The 20580-nt window shown below is 52.6% G+C and carries 16 protein-coding genes; all 16 read left to right on the forward strand.

Translation table 11 applies throughout. The features are described 5' to 3' along the window. The first annotated feature begins 674 nt into the window (after positions 1-674). Positions 675-1739, forward strand: coding sequence for a YqaJ viral recombinase family nuclease (locus TQ39_RS08630; RefSeq protein ID WP_050005239.1), 1065 nt, complete (start codon positions 675-677; stop codon positions 1737-1739). 15 nt (positions 1740-1754) lie between these two features. Continuing rightward, complete coding sequence (gene recD2 / locus TQ39_RS08635; protein ID WP_050005240.1) at positions 1755-4028, forward strand: SF1B family DNA helicase RecD2; 2274 nt, start codon at positions 1755-1757, stop codon at positions 4026-4028. A gap of 70 nt (positions 4029-4098) precedes the next feature. Further along, positions 4099-5172 carry a hypothetical protein gene (locus TQ39_RS08640; RefSeq protein WP_050005241.1) on the forward strand — a complete coding sequence of 358 codons (1074 nt, stop codon included), beginning with the start codon at positions 4099-4101 and terminating at the stop codon, positions 5170-5172. 39 nt (positions 5173-5211) lie between these two features. After that, positions 5212-6975 carry a YodL domain-containing protein gene (locus tag TQ39_RS08645; protein WP_050005242.1) on the forward strand — a complete coding sequence of 588 codons (1764 nt, stop codon included), beginning with the start codon at positions 5212-5214 and terminating at the stop codon, positions 6973-6975. 25 nt (positions 6976-7000) lie between these two features. Continuing rightward, on the forward strand, positions 7001-7252 hold the full coding sequence (locus TQ39_RS08650) for a hypothetical protein (protein WP_050005243.1): 252 nt from the start codon (positions 7001-7003) through the stop codon (positions 7250-7252). Between the two features lie 75 nt (positions 7253-7327). After that, positions 7328-8290, forward strand: a complete 963-nt coding sequence (locus TQ39_RS08655; RefSeq protein ID WP_050005244.1) for a Cas9 inhibitor AcrIIA9 family protein — start codon at positions 7328-7330, stop codon at positions 8288-8290. Between the two features lie 11 nt (positions 8291-8301). Continuing rightward, positions 8302-8844: a DUF7666 domain-containing protein gene (locus TQ39_RS08660; protein ID WP_050005245.1), complete on the forward strand. Its 543-nt coding sequence runs from the start codon at positions 8302-8304 to the stop codon at positions 8842-8844. Continuing rightward, the gene (locus TQ39_RS08665) at positions 8844-11027 is read left to right on the forward strand and encodes a PcfJ domain-containing protein (RefSeq protein WP_050005246.1); all 2184 of its coding nucleotides are present in this window, start codon (positions 8844-8846) and stop codon (positions 11025-11027) included. The genes TQ39_RS08660 and TQ39_RS08665 overlap by 1 nt, the downstream gene beginning before the upstream one ends. Positions 11028-11092: 65 nt before the next feature. Beyond that, positions 11093-11575, forward strand: coding sequence for a hypothetical protein (locus tag TQ39_RS08670; RefSeq protein WP_050005247.1), 483 nt, complete (start codon positions 11093-11095; stop codon positions 11573-11575). 12 nt (positions 11576-11587) lie between these two features. Next, positions 11588-12130 carry a hypothetical protein gene (locus TQ39_RS21640; protein ID WP_242853473.1) on the forward strand — a complete coding sequence of 181 codons (543 nt, stop codon included), beginning with the start codon at positions 11588-11590 and terminating at the stop codon, positions 12128-12130. Further along, entirely contained in the window at positions 12123-12443 is a 321-nt protein-coding gene (locus TQ39_RS08680; protein WP_050005248.1) for a hypothetical protein, read from the forward strand. The genes TQ39_RS21640 and TQ39_RS08680 overlap by 8 nt, the downstream gene beginning before the upstream one ends. Beyond that, entirely contained in the window at positions 12443-14464 is a 2022-nt protein-coding gene (gene ligA, locus TQ39_RS08685) for an NAD-dependent DNA ligase LigA (protein WP_050005249.1), read from the forward strand. The genes TQ39_RS08680 and ligA overlap by 1 nt, the downstream gene beginning before the upstream one ends. A gap of 15 nt (positions 14465-14479) precedes the next feature. Further along, positions 14480-14770 (forward strand): hypothetical protein, encoded by a 291-nt coding sequence (locus TQ39_RS08690; protein ID WP_156146248.1) that lies wholly within the window; start codon positions 14480-14482, stop codon positions 14768-14770. A 21-nt stretch (positions 14771-14791) separates the two neighbouring features. Continuing rightward, positions 14792-16909 (forward strand): hypothetical protein, encoded by a 2118-nt coding sequence (locus TQ39_RS08695; protein WP_050005251.1) that lies wholly within the window; start codon positions 14792-14794, stop codon positions 16907-16909. Beyond that, positions 16906-19386, forward strand: coding sequence for a hypothetical protein (locus TQ39_RS08700; protein WP_050005252.1), 2481 nt, complete (start codon positions 16906-16908; stop codon positions 19384-19386). Before TQ39_RS08695 ends, TQ39_RS08700 begins: the two co-directional genes overlap by 4 nt. Continuing rightward, complete coding sequence (locus TQ39_RS08705) at positions 19379-20011, forward strand: hypothetical protein (protein WP_050005253.1); 633 nt, start codon at positions 19379-19381, stop codon at positions 20009-20011. The genes TQ39_RS08700 and TQ39_RS08705 overlap by 8 nt, the downstream gene beginning before the upstream one ends. The last annotated feature ends 569 nt before the right edge of the window (positions 20012-20580 follow it).

Consider the following 20580-nt stretch of genomic DNA (forward strand, 5'->3'; position numbering starts at 1 on the left):
CTTTTTTCAAAGTACAAAAGGCGTGCAGACCAACAGGAAAACCGTGTCATGTCTGTACACCCTTATAAATAGTGGACCGGAGCTGAATTTCTGCACTTTTTTGATTTTAAGGCAAAAAATTTTTGAAGTATGGTTTCTCCATCCGATAAGGCACAATATATAGAAATATCCTATTGACTAAATCAATATATTGTGTTATAGTGGTTTTGTAATTGATTTTTGTGCGTTTCCCTTGTGGGATACAGACCAAGTTTCTGTACCGCAGGCCGTTGGCCCGCATTGCACACGCGGTTAAGATTGTATTTGTGCCAGTAGTATTGCTGTGCCCTTTGGGGCCGGTGTATTACTGGCTTTTTTTATTTTTCGGGGTTTTGCCCCACCAGCGAGGATGACATTGGTTCATAGGCAGCTATGGACGACAGGCGTTTCGCCCTTTGTCAGTCTCGCTTTTTTTGTGCCCAAATGCCGGAAACGGCTTTGAGGATATATCAAAACTTACAGAAAGGAAGGATGCACATGAAGGCGAAAAAGAAAAGGCAGGAGTCTGTGGCCAAAAAGAAACAGACGGCGGAGAGCTGGCAGCAGTATCAGAAACCGTCCAAGTCCATCGGGGTCTGCAATCCGATGATTCGAGTACACGCTGTTCCCCGTCGAGCCCGGAGGGGGTGTTGAAGATGCCGTTGAGCAATGTGTCTGCTGAGGACCACGGCGGGCCCAGGGTGCTGGTGGAAACGGCAAGCCTGTCTGAAGAAGAATGGCTTGCATACCGCCGAAAAGGTATCGGCGGCAGTGATGTAGCGGCCCTGTTGGGAATCTCACCTTGGCGGACTGCAAGAGACCTCTACTTTGACAAGCTGAATATCGTGGCAGTCGAAAACAATGAAGACAACTGGGTTTCCTTAGAGATGGGGCACCTGTTGGAGCCGTTGGTAGCAAAGATATTCCAGCACCGCACAGGGTACGAGGTCTATCAGGTCAAAAAAATGTTTCAGCATCCGCAGTACCCGTGGATGCTGGCCGATGTGGATTATTTTGTAAAATTGCCGGATGGCAGTACCGCTATCCTGGAGATCAAAACCACAAACTACAACGCCAAAGACAACTGGTGGCTGGATGGCGAAGAAACTGTTCCGGTCTACTACGAATCTCAGGGGCGACATTACATGGCCGTCATGGATGTGGATCGCTGCTTTTTCTGCTGCCTGTATGGCAACAACGAAGATGAGACCATTATCCGGGAGATCCGGCGGGATGCTGCTTATGAGGACGAGATGATTTTCCTGGAGCAGAATTTTTGGGAGAACCATGTCCTTACCAGAACACCTCCGCCCTATACCGAGGACGGTGACTTGGTGATCGAAAGCGTGCGGCGGCATACGGGTCCCGCAGATCGGGACGCCCCCACTGTAACATTTGATCTGAGTCTGACGGCCAAGCTGATGCGCTATTTGCAGCTCCAGGAGCTGAAAAAATGTGCAGAGGCGGACAGAAAAGAAATTGAGGAAGATATGAAGCGGCTGAAGGCTGCGCTAGTTGCAAACATGGGAAAGAGCTGCATGGCGGTGTGTCAGCAGGATGGAGTGAACTATATCGTCACTTACAATCCGGTAAAAACACCCGGAATTGATAAAAACAATCTGCAGCGGCTGAAACGGGATCACCCGGATATCTATGAGCAGTATGTGACTGTTTCAGAGTTTCGGCGTTTCAATGTGAAGATTGATACCAAGTCAGCATAAGAAGGAGGGAAAAATTTGATCCATAAAGGAACTTATGATGGGACGATCTACCACAATCCCGCAAACAAGTTCTGTATCATCAGCGTAAAGACAGCAGATCAGGATGTGCCACAGGAAGCCCGGTCTACGCGCCGGTACAAGGATCACCTGATCCGGTTTGTGGCGACCGGCTATGAGCTGCCCCGCACGGACGCGGTAGAGCTGGAGCTGGATGGCGAATGGAAAAAAGGAAAGTACGGGATGCAGCTTCAGGTGGAGCAGTGGCATGAGATCGTTCCGCGGACCAAGAGCGGCGTAGAAGGTTATCTGGCCTCTGGACTTATCAAAGGCATCGGGCCGGCGACTGCCGCACAGATCGTTTCGCGGTTTGGTGTGGAAACGCTGGACATCCTGCAAAACCATCCGGAGCGTCTGCTGGAAATCAAGGGCATTACGGAGGGAAAGCTGGAGGATATTAAGACCTCGTATGCGGAGAGCCGTATGCTGCAGGATTTGATGACCCTGCTCTCCCCATTTAAGATCACGCCAAAGACAGCCCAGAAAATCTATCAGTATTTTGGCCCGGCCAGTGTGGATATCTTGAAAAAGAGTCCATTCGAGCTTTGTCAGGTGTCCGGCTTCGGCTTTTTGAGGGTAGACGCCATCGTCCAGAAAAATGGAGGCGACCTGCACGACCCTATGCGTATCAAAGGCGCGCTGTTTTGGGCGCTGGAGGACAGCAAAGGCAGTAAGGGGCATTTGTTTTTGACTAGCGAAGTTCTGCGCAAAGAGGCACTCCGGGTGCTGAACGCAAAGATCCCCATCCCGTCGCTTCGGCTCCATGAGCAGGAAGTTATTGATGTGCTTCAAAATATGGTCCTGCACGGTGAGATAGTTTCCGTCAATGAGAAGATCTATCTGCCTCGTGTGTTCGCGCAGGAGGACGAAACCGCCCGGCGAATCGCTATGCGTGTGGTGGAGCTGTCCACTCCGGAGAGGATCGAACAGATTTTGGAGCGGGTCAAGCGGGAAATGGGGCTGGCGCTGTCTTCTAAACAGGAGGCGGCAGTCCATGCAGCCTACCGCCATAATCTTTCCATCATCACAGGCTCTCCGGGTACCGGTAAAACGACGGTGCTGAAAACGATTTTGGAGGTCTACCGCCGCCTGCATCCCAATGGTGAGATCGTCCTGATGGCGCCGACTGGGCGTGCCAGCCGTCGAATGGCGGAAAGCACTGGGGTTGATAAAGCACGGACGCTGCACAGCGGATTGGGCCTTGCCAGCGAAGAGGAAGATGTCAGACGCAGCAACACTCAGGAACCGCTTTCAGCCGACCTGATTATCGTGGACGAGTTTTCCATGGTGGATATGTGGCTGGCAAATAAATTTTTCTCCCGCATCAAGGAGGGGGCACGGATTGTCCTTGTTGGCGACCCGGACCAGCTCCCCAGTGTGGGCGCCGGAAATGTGTTCCGTGAACTGATCGACTGCGGCCTTATCACTGTGACGGTGTTAGACCAGATCTTCCGTCAGTCAAAGGATAGCTTGATCGCCTACAATGCCAAATTTATCAATGAAGGCAACACCAAGCTGTATTACGGCCAGGATTTCATTTTCATGGCAAGCGATAACCAGACGGAGGCCGCTGAAAGAATCGTGTCCCGCTATTGTCGGGAAATCGAGGAAAGCGGCATTGACCGGGTGCAGATTCTGTCGCCTTTCCGCTCGGAGGGCGCGGCATCGGCGGAACAGCTCAACGAAGCCATCCGCGAAGTGGTCAACCCGTTTCGTTCCGCCGAGGAAGAAATCAAAGTCGGTGTCAAAGTGTTCAGGGTCAATGACCGCATCATGCAGACAAAAAACACGGCCAAGGTATCCAATGGCGACCTGGGGTTCATCCGCTATATCAGAAATGATGAGAAGGGTGCTCATGTCGGCCTTGACTTTGGCGCAGGGCGGGAGATGGAGTACAGCATAGAGGATATGGTCAATCTGGACCTCGCTTATGCCACCACAATCCACAAGGCGATGGGCAGCGAGTATGAAACGGTCATCATGCCTCTTTTGAAAGCACATACTGTCATGCTGTACCGGAATCTGCTCTACACCGGTATCACCCGTGCCAAAAAGCGCGTGATACTCATAGGTCAAAAGCAGGTACTGTTTATGGCGATCCACCGCAATGAGATCGGCAAGCGCAACACGCTTCTGGGTGAGCGCATCCGTCTGTACTATAAGGCGTATGCCCGGCGGGCAGGTATCCCTATTCCGGCGGCCATAGAAAAAGAATTGAAGCACGCAGGTTAAAAATGTGGCGCAAGGTGCAGAAAAAAGCCCGGCGTCCCCTATTTATTACACAGGAAGGAGAATTGTGAAGATGAACGACAGCAACAATGCCAAAACGATGTATGAAACTATCCCCGCAGCCGCAGAGCTGAACAAAGTGCCGGGGTTTGACCCGCTCAAATTCCTCCGGCGTGCCGGCAACTCCATGAAGTTGGATCTGCCCTACCAGAAACTCTGGTTCCGTATGGCGCATCCCAATGGGCGTATGCGTGTGACGGCAATGCGGATCACCGACCAGATGGCGATTTTCGAGGCCAAGGTATTCATGGAGCGCAGCGATGCGGAGCCGTTCAGCATGAGCATTGTCCAGCAGACTAAGCAGGACAATAAGGACTTTGTGAAGGCCGCCCAAAACGAGGCGTTGAGCCAGGCCCTTTCGGACGCCGGATTCGGTATTCAGCTTGTGAGTGCTGATGTACAGGCAGCTGGGGAGCTGGAAAATGAAGCAACGCCTGCAGTCAAAGCTGGTATGCCCCCTGTTACTCCCGCAGTGAAGACGACACCGCCGGAAAAGGCCGTCAGAGGCGCTCAGAAGGCCGATGGCGCGCCGGAGGGGAATTCGCCGGGCAGCGTTGTGACGCCGCACAAGGCGTCTGAGGCTGTCTACGCAGGCGTATCTCCCAATGCCGTAGTATTGGGTGCCGGAGAAACGGCGATGAAGGAGCAGCTGCCGGTAGAAACTGGCCGGGAGGCTGATGTGCTTCCTGCTGATATGGTGGACAGACCGGACGATGCGGGCGCCGCTGGTGAAGCGGATCAACTGCCTGTCAGCACGCCGGGAACCGAATTGCCGGTCCAGCAAGCGGAAGCGGCTCCGTCTGCCGCCGAGGAAACGCAGGAGCTCCCGGAAAACGGAGCTGTGCATGTGGCGGCTGCGTACACCAAGGACACGCCTGTGGAGGAGATCCTGAAGGCAATGTCGCTGGAGCAGGCGCAGCAGGTCGTTGTTGACAGCGGCGTCTGCCGGGGGATGACCATCGCGGAGGTGGCGAAGAAGAGGCCTGTCAATCTGCGGTTCTATCTGACTCCCGGCAACAAGAGCAAGGATAACATCGTGCGGGCCGCGGCTCAGCTGGTCCTCGATTCACTTCAGAAGGCCAGTTGATATGGAACCCCAGCGCGGGCATGAAGGGAGGAATGACAGATGGGCTCATACCCGGATGAATTTCCTTTTGGCATCATGGAAGTTGTCAATCTGCTGAATCTGCGCATTAGGCGCCAACAAGCGAACAGTGTTTATGTGGACTGTCCGTTTTGCGGTGACCGCCGGGGCAAGATGAATGTTAATTTTCAAAAAAATGTCTGGCGGTGCAACTATTGCGGGAAATATGGCGGGATGTTGGCTCTGTATGCTGAATTCAACCATACGACTACCTCTGATGCCTACTGGGAGATCGCAGAAGCTCTGTGTGACAATATCCAGGAGGAACACGCACGCTCCGGGAATGGCGCTCATCAGCAGCCGGCCAGCACCGGGTCCCCACCCTTGGGGACCCGGACGGCCGCTGCCGCTCATTCTTTTTCCGAGCGAGAAATGGTACCACAGTCAGATAAGGCCAGCCCAGCGGAGATCCATCAAACGCTGTCCCTGCTGCTGTCCCAGCTTTCTCTGCGGCCAGCGCACCGGGAACATCTGCGTTCTCCAAAACGTGGATTATCGGATAAGCAGATCGACGCTCTGGGCTTTAAGAGCACCCCGCCGCCTTTCCTGTGCCGCTCTATAACAGACCGGCTGATCAGGCAGGGCTGCAAGGTGCAGGGAGTGCCAGGATTCTATCGGGACGATAATGGACACTGGACCATGGCGTTCTACAAAAAGACAGCCGGCATACTGATCCCCGCCATCGGTTTTGATGGCAGGATACAGGGATTTCAGATCATGCTGGATGTCCCACTGAAGAACAAAGATGACCCACCGGAAAAAACAGGCGCCAAATATATCTGGTTTTCATCCTCTTCAAAAAGAGATGGAGCAGGTTCAGGCAGTCCGGTACATCTGGTAGGCGACCCATCTGCCCGTGTGGTCTATGTGATCGAAGGGCTGTTGAAAGCCGACATCTCCCACTGCCTGACTGGGCGTACTTTCGCTGCGATTGCCGGAGCCAACAATACCGGTCCGCTGGACGCGTTGTTTGCTATCCTGGCGCAGAACGGCACGGAAGAAATCATTGAAGCCCATGATATGGACAAGTACAACAATAACATGACCATGGCGGGAGCATCGAAGATTTACTTGACAGCTCGAAAGCACGGCATGAACTGTCGGCGGCTGACCTGGAATCCCAACTACAAAGGATTCGATGACTGGCAGTTGGCTCTGCGCCGCGAAAACCAACGGCAAAGAGAAATTGAAAAGCTGAGCTTCAAGGAGCAGTATCTGTGCGGCCTATGCGAGCTGGCCCACATTGAGGACTGCACTGAGCAGTGGCAGCATCGGGCTGAACAGAATGTCAGTCTGACGGAGTACCTGGGGCTGACGCAAGAAGAACATGAGATTTTTCTGCGCTGTGGCCGGGATGCCCTCGCTGGACTGCTGGAACCTCAGCGGAGAAAGCAGAGATTTGTGCTCTACCAGCTCCAACTGGACGAACAGAAAGCGATCCCGTTTGCATTCAAGGACATTACAGCGTTAGAAGATGCCGGTTATGAGCAGCCGCCTGCGGCGCTGTACTATGTGGCGGGAGCGGGCGAGATTTACTGCCCGGCTGGACAAGCCGATGACGCGCTTTTGAAACGCCTGTTTGCCGACTGCCGGGAGCATCTGCCTGAAGGCTGCCGTGGGCGTCCGATGACTCTTTCCGATGTGGTAGAGCTGGATCACGGCGCCAGACGGGACTATTACTATGTAAATGGGCAAGAGCAGTTTAAGCGGGTAAAGTTCTCACCGATGCTTGCGAAAAAAGCATGATGAGAGAAGTGTAGGAGAGGTTTTGATGATTGTCGTGAACGGGACGAAGGCGGCCCAGCTTATGGCGTTTCTGGAACGATGCGCCCATCTGGACGCAGATGTGCAATCCAGCGTAGAAAGGGGCTTTTTCACGGTGACGATACCGCCCCCGTGGAATGGTCCGGCTAGCAAAGCGGCCCAGGCAGTACAAGATAAGATCAAGGAATGGTCAAAGCAGTACCCCGATGTGGTGTGCTATTGCTTTGACAGCTACAGCACATTACTTTATGTGTTGTGACACAGTGTAACAGAGGCATGGAATGGGCGTTAGCCTGCTCCATGCCTTTTGCTTAACAACAGAAAGGAGATCACTATGGGATATTTTTCGGAAATGTCGCTGAATATGCAGGAGGGGCAAAAGTCCACCACGGAAGGGTTTCCGGTGGGAAATCCCTTTGAGGATGAGGAAACCTTTGACGAACTGCCGGTACCGCCGTCTGACGGGGCATCGACGCCCACGCCCGTAGAACCGGTATCTGCGTCCACTGCCGATGTGGATGGCGATTTGCAGGAAGTGGCGAGCGGAACGGAAGAACAGGATGAAACTGATTCCATAGACACGCAGGACACGGATGGGGATGATGCCGACCAAGAGCCGGAGATGCCTGCCGAGCCCAATGCGGCTGCCGATGAAGATAAGCGCCGGGCGGAACATGAGGCTGCTGAAGCCAGGCGTAAGGCAGAATGGGAAGCCAGGCAGGCTGAAAAGAAAAAAGCCGAGCAGGAGCAGCTGGACCGTCTGGCGGCAATGAGTGATGACGAGGTGGTGAACGCCTCCATGCAGAGAGTCAGCGCAGATACAGAAAAGCTGACCCGGCGCAACATGAAGGAGTGCGTGGCGGAATTTATCCAGACCAAGTGCCTGGAGGATATCGCTTTTGCCCGCCTCACCATGCACCCGCGCAAGTCAATGATCCACTGCTTCCAATATATCAGCCGCAAGGCCTGGGACTACATTCAGGACGAACTCAAAGCAAGCGGTATTCAGCCAGGCCCGGGCAGTCAGGGGTATGGCTGTGATGTTCCAGACGATCTGTGCTACCAGTGGGCAGAGGATTATTTCCGTGATCCAGACGCCAAAGAGGATCAGGAGCAGGAGGAAAAGTTTGTGCCGAAGCCCTACTACGGAAAGTCTTCCTCCAAGGCAACCAAGGCCGCCAAGAAGAAGCAGGAAAAGAAAAAGACGGACCCCAAGCCGAAGCCTGTCGCAGATAAAAAGCCTGCTGGTGACGGTCAGTTGTCCCTACTGGATCTCGGCATGGCAAAAGCGGGCTGAGGGGGTGCAGCATGATTGCATATAAGGGATTTCTTCCCGGCCTGATTTGCCGAGGCTATCAGTTCCAGATGGGACTGAATGTAACGGAGAAGGCGAACTGCGCTCAAAATGGTTTTCATTGTGCGGAAAACCCGTTGGACTGTCTGAACTATTACAGTGATGTGAATCAGGCAGAGTATTACATTGTGGATGCCGGCGGGGATTTAGACGAAGATAGCATAGATTCCAAAATAGCCTGTACAGAGTTGAATGTCCTGCGAAAGTTAGAGGCAGACAAATTGATTTTGCATGGACTTGCTTACATGGTAGATCACCCACAGCTTCCTTTGAGCAGCACAGTGCGACAAAACTATGCGGAAGCACACAATGGTTATGCAGTAGTGCGTGGGCCAGATCCGATTGCCCGAGGCAAGGTGGGAGATATTCTGGCTTTTGCCAAGGAATCCCCGGAGGGGGATGAAATTGAAAAGATAGCGATTAGTCGTGTTGATGGCAAAAAAATTCTACCAGACACATGGTATAGCGTGGATTGGGAAGTGAGGTTGGGACGATAATGAGAAAGAAAGAATTATTAAAATTGCCGGCGCTTCGTGCAACCAAGCAAATGGTAAGCCTCGCTATGGCAGATAAGTTGATGACGCGCAAAAGATACTACGGGGCGTATAGCTACGAATATCAGGGCTATGAGAGGGGCCGTTACATCCGGAGCCGTGTTTTTGATGGCATCCTGAAGGTCTCAATTTTTCTCCCGGAGCATCTGCGCATGGGAACAAAAGAACCGGCCTTTGAGGTATTTGTAGATGCAGAGAAGGCACAGTTTCTTACCTATGACCGGGTTGGGAACCGATGGCTGACCGCAAAACTGGACTTCCTGCCGTGGCCGAGCTATGTTCTGAATTCTTCGGAAATTTGGAGCGGAAAAGCCAGCTACCAGCACATCAAGGAATATCTAGGCGGCGAACGGGGCGGTTATGAGGGCCTGCTGGACTACCAGCTAAAAGTCCGAAAAGACGCACTCACGCAACTGTACCGCCGAGAAACAGACCCGTGGGATGCGGATCTTTCACAGATACCGGCTGTGCCAAAAGACTGGGACTGGTGGTGTAGGAAAGTCGGCATCCCGGAGAACTATATCTTTTATCAGTATAGCAAAAAAGGCGCGGACACAGGGTACTGCACCTATTGTGAGAAGGAGGTTCCTATCCGCAAGCCGCGTCACAATCAGAGCGGAAGATGTTCTTGCTGCGGGAGGCCCATCACCTATAAATCCATAGGGAAAAGCAGCCATAATGTATGGACGGAAACCGCATTCATGTACCTGATCCAGCGGTGTAGGGATGGGTTTGTGATCCGGCAGTTTTCCGGCACGAGATCCTATACAAGAACCGATGGGTATCGTCATTGTACCATGAGCATCACAGAACAGAGGCGGGCAATTTTTACGCCAAATAACTGGAAGGGACGCGTCTACTGTTGGGATGATTACAGGAACCGGGAAACTCGCTGGATTCCTTCCGACCGGGTCTATAGCTATAGCTATTGGCGCAATTATTGGCATCAGGACTGGGAAGGGGCAATTTACGGGAAAACTCTCCCCACCCTATTTGCCAGAGAACTTAAATATTCTGGGCTTCAGGAGGCAATTCATCTGCTCCATAAGATTGATCCGGAGCACTACCTGCGTACGCTAAACAAAAGGCCGATTCTGGAACAGTTGGTCAAAGCTGGCTTGGGCGGCTTAGCGAAAGATCTCATGCGGGACGCTTCGGAATATGAGGAAATCAAAATGCTCCCCGGAGTTGGCCTCGCCAAGACGTTGGGAATCAATGCGCAGGAGATGAAGCGGCTCCGTCAGGGCCAGGGTGGATGGGATTTCTTGAACTGGTTGCGGTATGAGAAAACCGCAGGCAGGGAGATTCCGAACCACATCATTACATGGTTCTGTGAGCAGAAAGTTGAGCCGAAAGACTTAAATTTCTTGCGTGGAAGAATGAGCCCGGTCCAGGTGTGCAACTATCTGCGCCGGCAAATGCGCGAATTGCGCATGGAATGCGGTCAGGTTTTGACCACATGGGACGATTATCTCGCTATGGCATCACGCCTTAAATTGAACATGGACAGCGCAGCGGTTTACCGCGTGAAAAATGTGAAGAAACGGCATGATGAACTGCTGAAGTTTTTCCATCACGATGCGGGTATGGCTATTCGAGCGGGAAATGTTCTCAAGAAGTATCCGCACATCGAGGAAATTTTTGAGGAGATACGACCCAAATATGAGTATGCAGACCAGCAATATACCGTCTTGGTTCCTAATCGGATCGAGGACATTATGACAGAGGGAACGGTACTCTCACACTGCGTCGGGAATGTAGAACGCTATTGGGAAAGAATAGAACGGCGTGAAAGCTATGTTTTGTTCCTTCGCCGGACCGAAGAAGTGGACAAGCCGTACTACACACTGGAAGTTGAGCCGAATGGGACGATCCGCCAAAAGCGGACACTGGGCGACAATCAGTTGGATGACATTAAAGATGCGTCTGGATTTTTGCGCAAGTGGCAGAAATCTATTGCCAAACGGTTGACAGCGGAAGATCTTGCACTGGCGAAAGCAAGCAAGATACTGCGTATGAAAGAATTTGAGGAACTGCGGGAAAATCAGGTCACCATCCGAACAGGGAAATTGGCCGGAACGCCACTTTTGACGGTGCTCCAAGCTGACCTGATGGAAGCCGCATAACACAGTAAAACAATGGCCGGGCGTCCTTTGGGGCGTCCGGCCAGCTGTATTAGGAAGGAGGTTTTATGAGCAATAGCAGGTTTTGGTATGAAATCCGCGGTTGTCGTTACGCACCGGAGCTCTTTCGTGCCTACAAAGGTTTGCAAGGTCAGAAGAAAATGGAGATTCCACTGACATCTGACCAGCGCGGCCAATTAGGAAACATCTGTTTGACTCAGGGTGGAAAAGTCGGCGTGGCCTTTTTGAAACACATTGAACGGGCAAAGGGGCATCGTTGCCATCGGTATATGACTTATGGCTTTATGCTCAAAGAAGAACCGCGCCGCTATGTGTATTGTGCTGACCTGTTATGCCGGGAAAGCGATCCGCTGGCGGTACGCCTGCACACCCTGCGTTCATTTCGGCAATATCTTGCCAGGGACGAAGGGCGTATTGAGCAGAGTACGGAGTGCGAACTGGATGGATATTACCGCCCCGTCAATGTGCGAAAGAATTATGTGACAGCTGACCTCAAGCGGCCCATCGTGATCTGGCTGCGGGTGGAATAAAAGGAGGAATCAATGAAACAGCTTGGGAATTTGGCCGTAGTCTGCGCCCAGCGCCCCGATGTGCTGATGCAGATCTACGATAAAACCGTAAGGGTACATGTGGGAGAGGGCCCCGGACGAACCACCCTCTTTGCTCCGTGGGAGGATGATGACGCTATCCTGCGGATCATTCAGGAATTGAATTTTGGGCGGTACGCAGTTGGCCGTGAACAAACTCAGGGCTCAAAAACAAAGTCTGAGACCGCGCCGCTGTATGCCCTTGTTCTTGCCTGGGATGACGATGGATTTCGCGGAACTAAGGTCATGGCCGTAAGCCGTGATAAAGATGAGCTCCGCAGGCAGATGAAGAAAAGTGTCTTGAATATCAAAGCTCAGAAAGCCGTGGATATTATCTGTGGTCCACCGATTGTATGGGAGGACGACCGTTTGCTTCCAGATGGCAGAGAGGGCCTGATATTTTCATACAGGCATCCTTTTTACTTAGGGATTTCCAGCACATGGATGCTGGAAATACAGGAAGCGGCTCTTATACCAAACGGAGGCAGACATGATTAAAAATCTAAACCAGCTCAAGCGCACGCTGCGGCCTGGCACTCGGCTGGTGGTCACCGACCATTGCCGGCCTGGATGTGTTGGGGAACTGCGGGAGGTCACACTGGCAAATACTCAGGGCTTTTACACCAAAATTCTTAATCCGCCTGCTCCCCGCATCAATGCGGCGAACGAAGGGCGCGGCTCCGTGATGTGGTGGGGAGCGGCCAGCACTTGGTCATTTGAGGATGGCGTATGCAGCTCATACATGAATCAAACAAAGACGGCGGAAACGCTGATCATGGCGTTTCGTGTTCTGGACAAGGAGGCAGCATAATGGATCAAACTATTTTGAGGAAGCAGCGGGAGCTGACGGATCGGCTCAACCGCTACCGCAACGAATACTATAACCACAACAATCCCAGCGTCAGCGATGAGGTCTATGACCGGCTCTTTGACGAACTTCAGAGCCTGGAAAAAGAAACAGGCGTTCAGATGGCGAATTCTCCCACGGCCACCGTGGGCTATCCCGTGGTGGGCAAGCTGGAGAAAGCCACCCATGAGATCCCGCTCCTTTCGCTGGACAAGGTGAAAAGCAGTTTGGAGCTGTGCCGGTTTATGGGTGAGCATCAGGTGATGTTTATGCTCAAACTGGACGGCCTCACCATCAAGCTGACCTATGAGGGCGGCGTACTGATGGAGGCTGCTACGCGGGGGGACGGCGATGTGGGTGAAATCGTCACCCACAACACCAGAGCTATCAGCGGCATCCCGGCCCGCATCCAGTATCAGGGGCGCCTGGTGGTCACTGGGGAGGCGTTCATCCGCCCCAGTGATTTCGAGCGGCTGAACACTTCGATAGTGGACGAAAACGGTGAGACCTACAAGAATGGCCGCAATTTAGCGGCCGGATCGGTGCGCCTGCGGGATGCCGGAGAATGTATGGGGCGGTGTGTGACCTTTATGCCGTTCAGCGTTTTGGTGGGCTTTGATGACCTGCCCCGAAAGTCAGAACGCCTCAAGGAGATTCAGAAATTAGGCTTCAATCCCTGCAAATATCTGGTGACCAAGCGGCCGTTGACACAGGAAGAGACCGAGGATGGCATCAAGCAGCTGCAGCAGTATGCGAAAGACAGCGATATCCCTATCGACGGTATTGTTGTAACCTACAATGACATCGCCTTTTCCAAAAGCCGCGGGCGCACAGGGCATCATTACAAGGATGGTCTGGCATTCAAGTTTGAGGACGAGCTTTTTGAAACAACGCTTCGTTCGATTGAATGGACGCCGGGACGGACTGGAGAGATTGCGCCGGTGGCTGTCTTTGCCCCGGTAGAAATTGAGGGGTGCGAGGTATCGCGGGCCAGCCTTCACAATCTGTCCTTCATTGAGGACCTGGAGCTGATGCTGGGCAACCGCATTCTGGTCAGCAAGCGGAATATGATTATTCCGCATGTGGAAGAAAACATCGACCGAGGCAGTTTCAGTCTGGACGGAATATTTCCGCACCAGTGCCCCTGCTGCGGGCAGCCCACCCGCATCCACGAAACCAAGGGGCGGGACGAAAATGGCAAGGAGCGGATCATTAAGACTTTGTTCTGCGACAATGCTGCCTGTGAGACGCGGAAACTCAAGCAGTTTGTCCATTTTGTCAGCAAGAAGGCGATGAATATCGAGGGACTGTCCGAGGCGACCCTGGAAAAGCTGATCGGCCGTGGCTGGATTCACAGCTACATGGACATTTACAGTCTGGACCAGCACAAGGATGAGCTCATTCGTATGGAGGGGTTCGGCGAAAAGTCCTGGCAGCGCCTGTGGGCCGCCATCCAGGCGAGCCGTAACACCACTTTTGAACGGTATGTGATCGCCATGGACATTCCCATGATAGGCAACACAGCCGGCGGCGTTCTGTGCCGGGAATTTCACGGCAGCCTTGAGGAATTCCGGGATGCCGTCTATGCGGGTTACGATTTTCGTCAGCTCCCGGATTTCGGAGATACGCTGCACAACAACATCCATGAATGGTTCTGCGATGAAGATAATTTTTGTGTTTGGGAGGAATTACAGATGATGATGAATATCCAGAAACCGGCCGCCGTTGAAAACCAGGCGACCGATCAAAGCAATCCTTTTGCTGGAAAGACGATTGTAGTGACTGGCAAGGTGGAGCCCTACACTCGCGACGAGATGAACAGCCTGATCGCCTCGCTGGGGGCGGTGGCCGGCAGTTCGGTGACCCGTAAGACCAATTATCTGGTCTGCGGTGAGAAGGCTGGCAGCAAGCTGTCCAAGGCGCGGGAGCTGGGTATCCCGGTGCTGATGCCCGAAGAATTTTTCCGTATGGCCGGCGTGGCGTGACACACTGAGTCATCAATGTTTGAAAATGGGGAGAGCGCCGCTTGCGGCCCTCTCCCCATACTTTTGATGGAGGAACTTCAAATGGAGAAAAAATATTTTATTCCCGTTGTCAATGATATTTACACCAACCGCAATGGCAGTCAATATCGCTGTACCGACCGTGTAAAGGGCATCCGCCCCTGTGAAACGATAGCTTACTTCACGAGGCTGTCCGACGGCTGGAGCCTGACTGCCCATGGCCCTCAGATCTATGATGATGGGACGATTGAATGGAACTACTCCACTGGCGGGTATTGGCCGCAGTAAAAGAAAAAGGAGGGAAATCTCGTGATCCAGGAAATCCTACCGGCATACAGCGCCTACCAGAATGTCGTTGACCTTACGCTGTATCATGCCTTTGCTGAACTGATCGTGCGGACGGCCCAGAACGATGAGGCCAGAATAACTTACCGCCAGCTGAAAGCAATACAGATCTGGCAGGAAGAACAGAATGTGTCCGGCTATTTTGAGCCTTATAATCTGCGCTACCCCGGCGAAGTGCTGGAGCGTTTTGAGGAAAAGCTGGGATCGGATCTGCGCATCCTCCGCGCGCTGGCGCTGGCCTTGGGCTACACTCGCCAGATTCAGGATAGCACAATGTTTGTGGGCAATCAGCGGAACAATTTCCTGCAGAAACTTCGCAGGGCTGATGGGACAGATGTTTACCTGCAAGGTGCGCTCTATCTGCTGGAAGACGACGCCCCTAAACGCCGCGCGCGGCTGGATGAATTGGCCGTCAGAGAATATGTGAGAACAGAAGAGGCGCTGTTTGTGCTCTCCCTGTTTGATGATCCGGAGGACGGCTACAGGGCCATGCGGCCGCAGTTGATACGGCTGTTTGGGCCGGACAGAACACTCTCCCTGGAATGGAATTTTGGCGTGCTGGAATGGTTCATCCGTATCTATACCAAAGAGGTCAAACGCTATCGAGGCAAGGCGGACCTTGTACTGCGGACGCTGATGAAGCTGCCCTATATGAACATGAAGGCTGACAGCCGGGAGTTTACTGTTCTGCACACTGCTGGATACAGCACGGAGGAGATCGCGCTGGCAAACTCTCTGGCAATGTGGGCAGACCGGATACCAGACCGGCTCTCGGCTAAAGGGATCACGGCAGAAAAGATTGCAACAGCCTGTGTCCAGACCTTGTTGAACCATTCGGAGGAACAGCCGAAAGAGATCTATGCGTACATCGGCTGGCTGTTTCGGTTTTACGGAAGCTTTGAGATCAAATATGAAGGCTATTCGGACTTGTGGGCAGCTGTCCAGCCAGGACTTGCCCCCACGGCGCCCCGTACCATCCTCTGGATGAATCTGGAGATTCAAAAACGGTTCCCCTATCGCGTTGATGTATTCGATCCGCAGTATGACATATTGGCAAAGGAGTTGGACAAGGAGCCCTATCTGGAACTGTTCACCGAACAGATGCTCCACTCCCAAGCGGCGATTCCGCTGCGGCGCTGGCTGGCACGTTATCGGGATCTGACCGGCGCAGAGTACGCCGAGTATTTTGACAGCTACCAATGGAATGGCCTTCGCAGCTTTGCTTTGCTGGTGGAACGCAAGGAGATTGATTTGTGGCAGTTCTTTGAGCAGCATAAGGGCGACGGGAATGATTCCTATCCTTTGAAGCTTTTGAAGGAGTATGCGCTGAAAATCTCCAGCTGGCGGTGCTACCGCTTTGCGCAAAAGCTGTTCAGCCAGTACACACTTTCCCAGCTCCGGAAGATCTTTGGAGACGGGTTCTGTTTCCACAAAAGTTTTGTCCAGGAGGAAGGCTATTACAGCAGAAGCGCCTTCAGGATGTCGATGACCCGTCCGTTCCTTACGGCGGAGCAGTATCGTCAGCTGTTTGACTGGATCGATGCCTCATTCTTCCAGATGGAACCGAAAGAATATGATTCGTTTGTCCTCTGTGCGCTCAAGAACCCAGAAGTACAGCACATCTATGAAAAGCCGTTGTTGGCGTCTGTCTTACGGCTGCTTTTGGCCCGTGGCGCCTGCAACAGCGGTGAGGCAAGGCAGTTGAAGGAGCAACTCTACTCCAAAGATGAAATAGAGGCTGACCGGAAAGCTGCTGCTGAAAAAGAAGAGCAGGAAAAGGAATGCCGGCGGCAGCGGGAGAGCATGGAGCGCCAGGAAAAACTGGAACAGCATTATGACGGCAGCGCAAAATCTTTGGCGCTATTTTTGCGTGGATATCGCTATGGCGAGTCAAGAGATATGGCGCTGGATATGGTCTATGAAAAGCTGCTGGAATGGCCGAAAGGCTGTGGCCAGACCCTTGCAGCAGAGGAAATGCAGCAATTCTTCGAACTGTGCGGGGATTTGGTGAAGTATGAACCCCGGCCAAGAGAAGAGATATTGACAATGGTACAGGCTATCGTAGGAGGTGAAGCCGCATGATCAACACGCTCAAACATTTGTCCCTGCTCACCCGTATGGAAAAAAGCGGTCTGAAACCGGAGTTGACGGCGAAATTCCCTGAGGATGCTCTGGATCAGACCTGCGAGCGGGCTGAAAGATTTGAATTGCAGGACAGGCTGCGCTCCGGCAAAGAGAACATGAGCATTCAGAAAGAACTTGTTAAGACGCCGGAATTTGCCGTACTCTATCGGGCGCTGTGTGACTATGGAGTTGATGACCAGCCGGTCACAAGTATGCTTCGGTCGGCGAAAGACTGCGGAGAGCAGTTGATACAGTATCCGCAGGAGCGGGTGCTGGCAGCGGCGGGTGCAGATCTTCCATCGTCCCTGCGTTTTTATTACATGAAATACTACCTGCCGCTTATCAAGTATGAGGAAGAAGAACAGGCTATCATTGATAATCTCAATACCTTCCCGGCAGCGGAATGGGATGAGATTTCCACATTGACGGATGCGCAAAGAGGTATGATGCGGCTTCCGTTTCTGGGGCCATACCTGTTCAACTGGCATGACAATGAGAGAACGGCGCTGGAATTACTGGAACAGAACCGGCCGCTCCAGCGGGTCCTTGCACTGCTCTACCGGCAGGGTGTGACACTGGCGCTGGATGCTGAGCGGATCAAAGACCTTGGCTGGGTGCAGATGGCCGATGTGATGAAGTTTCGCCGCCTGCTGGGCGTCTTCGACTTCGATACAGAGGATCTTGACGCCTTCTTTGAGCGGTGGCTGCAGAATCATGCGGGCCAATATGACCTCAACTGGTTTATCTCAGGCGTCCAGCCGCTGGACAAAGAACAACGGCAGGAGATCCTGTGCAATGAGCTGAGCTATCTCAATGCCCTGTACTCCGGCAGGCTCCGTCTGGATTTTGAAGCCATCCGCCGTTATCAGTTCCCCGTTCTTACTTATGCGGTGCAGCATGGGAAAAAGCATTTTCTGGACCTGGTAAGCGAGCACAGCGAGCTGTTCCTGTCTCTTGGGCGATATGCGCTTCTGTTCGAGGACAAGTTCCGCGAGCATAGCAACCTTAACAGCCTCACAGCGGAGAACCTGCAGGCGTGTGATACGGTAGAGCGCGGAAACAGCTACTTTGACCTGTTGGAAGATGGACAACAGTACACCTTTGAAGAAATGCGGCTGCTGTGGCGGCAGGATAAGGTCTATGTCCGCCTCTATACCCTGCTGACGCCCCTTTCGGTGGACAGGCGTCTGCTTACCCTCCGCCAGCTGTTGAAATATGATTTGATCAGTCCCTATATGGAAGATCAGGAAATAGAGCAGCTTGCCCAATGCCTGCTGGAAAAGCCGTTTAGTGAGTGGTACCGCGGCGCCTTTGGGCACATTCACGGCTTGACACGGAAGACGGCCATGCGGCTACTGCAACGGTATGCGCAGCTGCAAGCGTTCATCCCGGAACTCCAATCAGAGGCCGATGCTATCTTTGCGCTTAACAACGAGACGGTGATTGCCGGGCAAAAGGACTGGACGCAGGTTTGTGCCGCTGTCCTTACCATGGATCAGGACTGGCTGGACCTAAAGCAGAGGCTTTCCTTCACCGATGAATTTGTGGAGCAGCACAAGGAGCCGATTACCAATTTCCTGCTGCACGGCGGGAGTGCGATGGCGCACTCTCTGTACGGCTATCTGCAGGGTAACGACAAGGCTATCGAGGCTCTGCGCAGGATTGTGCAGGCTGAACTGATGGGGCAATTCTACACGCTGAAATACTTTACCGATGACCTTCAGCGGGAGATTCGATATCCCATCAGCGAGGCGCAGGAAACGGCATGGAAACACAATCTTACGCTGGAGCGGGGGCCGTTCTTCGCAGAAGAAGCAGATGATTTTTACCGTACGATGCGGTTGGGAGAGCTGCCCCATAGCACCTGCCTCTCCTGCTGGACTGGAAGCCAGCGGGAATGCCTGCTGGCGGCTTTTGACTCCAACAAGAAGATGATCCTGATTCGGAAAGGAGAAGATGTCGTTGGCCGCGCCTGCGTCCGGCTGACAAAGGGGGCGTTCCAAAGACCGGCGGACTTTGATTTCTCCTTTGCTGATCTGGCACAGGAGCAACCAACAGGCAAAATGACACCTGCAGACGAAAGGCTGGTTCTGTTTCTGGAGCGCATTTACACATGCAGTTTGAACGATGAAGAAACAAGGACTGTGATGAAGATGGCAGTTTCATTGGTAACACAAAAAGCGGCGGCCATTGGCGCCGTTGCCGTGTTGGCGAGAAATTATCTGGACTGCTATGACCGCGACCAATATATCAGCAGTCAGTTCTATGTGTATATCTCTAAATCCAAAAATGGACAGCAGTATCTGGATTCTATGGGGGGCGCTGCAGTGACTTCCCATAAAGAGCAGTATAAAGGAGCTGTTTTCCTCATTGAACAGGCGGCCATGCGCGCGGCAGAACCGTCACAGCAGAAGGAGGCGAAAACCGATGAATGATCGTACAATGGTAAAAGTAGAGTGTAGAGGGGAAATCCTTTTTATCCGCACAGTATCCTGGGGACGAAAATCCCCCTCCCGGTTTGCTCTCTTGCGCAGGGAATTTCAGCAGTTGGAGCAACGGCCTGAGAGCCACCTGGTTTGCAGCGACTGTGGCTCTTTTGCTTCCCTGCGGCTGGCAAAAGGGACGGATGGTGTGCAGATGCTGGAGATCCAGTTCACCTGGCTGCAGGAAGAAGGCAGAGGCAGCGTGCGGGGCTGGCAGGAAAGCGTTCGGCTGCCCTATGGGCCGTTTCACGCCTTTGCGCAGGCCGGAGAAAATGCGAATGACGCAAAGTGGCGCCAGCTCTCCATCCCGGAGAAGGTCACACGACGCTATGAGTTCCACAGCAGGAAAAATCTGCATCAGGTTGTTCAAATGCCGCGCCTGCGGCACAAGCTGGGGAAAACCCTGGAACACCATTTTCAGTGGCGGGATGCGGAGAAAATCTGTATTTATGATGACGGCGCGCCGTACAGCTTCTTTTTTGAAGAGGTCACATCTTGGGGCCCGGGAGTCTGCGGCGGTATCATACTGCATGGCGCCGAGGATTTGGCAAAGGCCCAGTACAGCGTACATACCTAAACTACGCGCTGATTTCGTGTAACAAATGCGGCACCGCCGGGCGGAGGGATTTTCCTTCTGCCCGGCGGTGTTTTGTATTTATTTTGTGGGGCTGATTGGGATTGGGTCATTTGCAGGAACATTGCTACCGAACCCAATAACACACCACAGCAGGAAAGCAAAATATAAGATGCATACGCTGATAATGATATAAGCAATAATCTTCATGCTTTTTTTATTCTTTTTCTTTCCTACTATGACCATGATACAACCAGCAATAAATAGCAGTATAGTGAAAGCTACGAAGGTATAATTGAAAAGAACTCCATTCACTAATCCTTCAAACACCAGCTTCACCTCACTCGAAATAGATAACCCCTTTATAGAGGCTGGAACCATTTACCCATGTAGAAAAAATCATATAAATTTTCCATAGACTAAAACATCGAAATCACCCTTTCCTTTCTGTTAGTGTTAGGTCACTGTGTTTATATTTTTCCTTGCAAGTATCTTCTGTTGATACTCTTTGGTAATTCCACCATCGATTGTGACCTCTTTCATTCTCTTATTCCTTAAACGAATGAAAGGAG

The sequence above is a fragment of the Ruthenibacterium lactatiformans genome, assembly GCF_000949455.1.
Lineage (GTDB): Bacteria > Bacillota > Clostridia > Oscillospirales > Ruminococcaceae > Ruthenibacterium > Ruthenibacterium lactatiformans.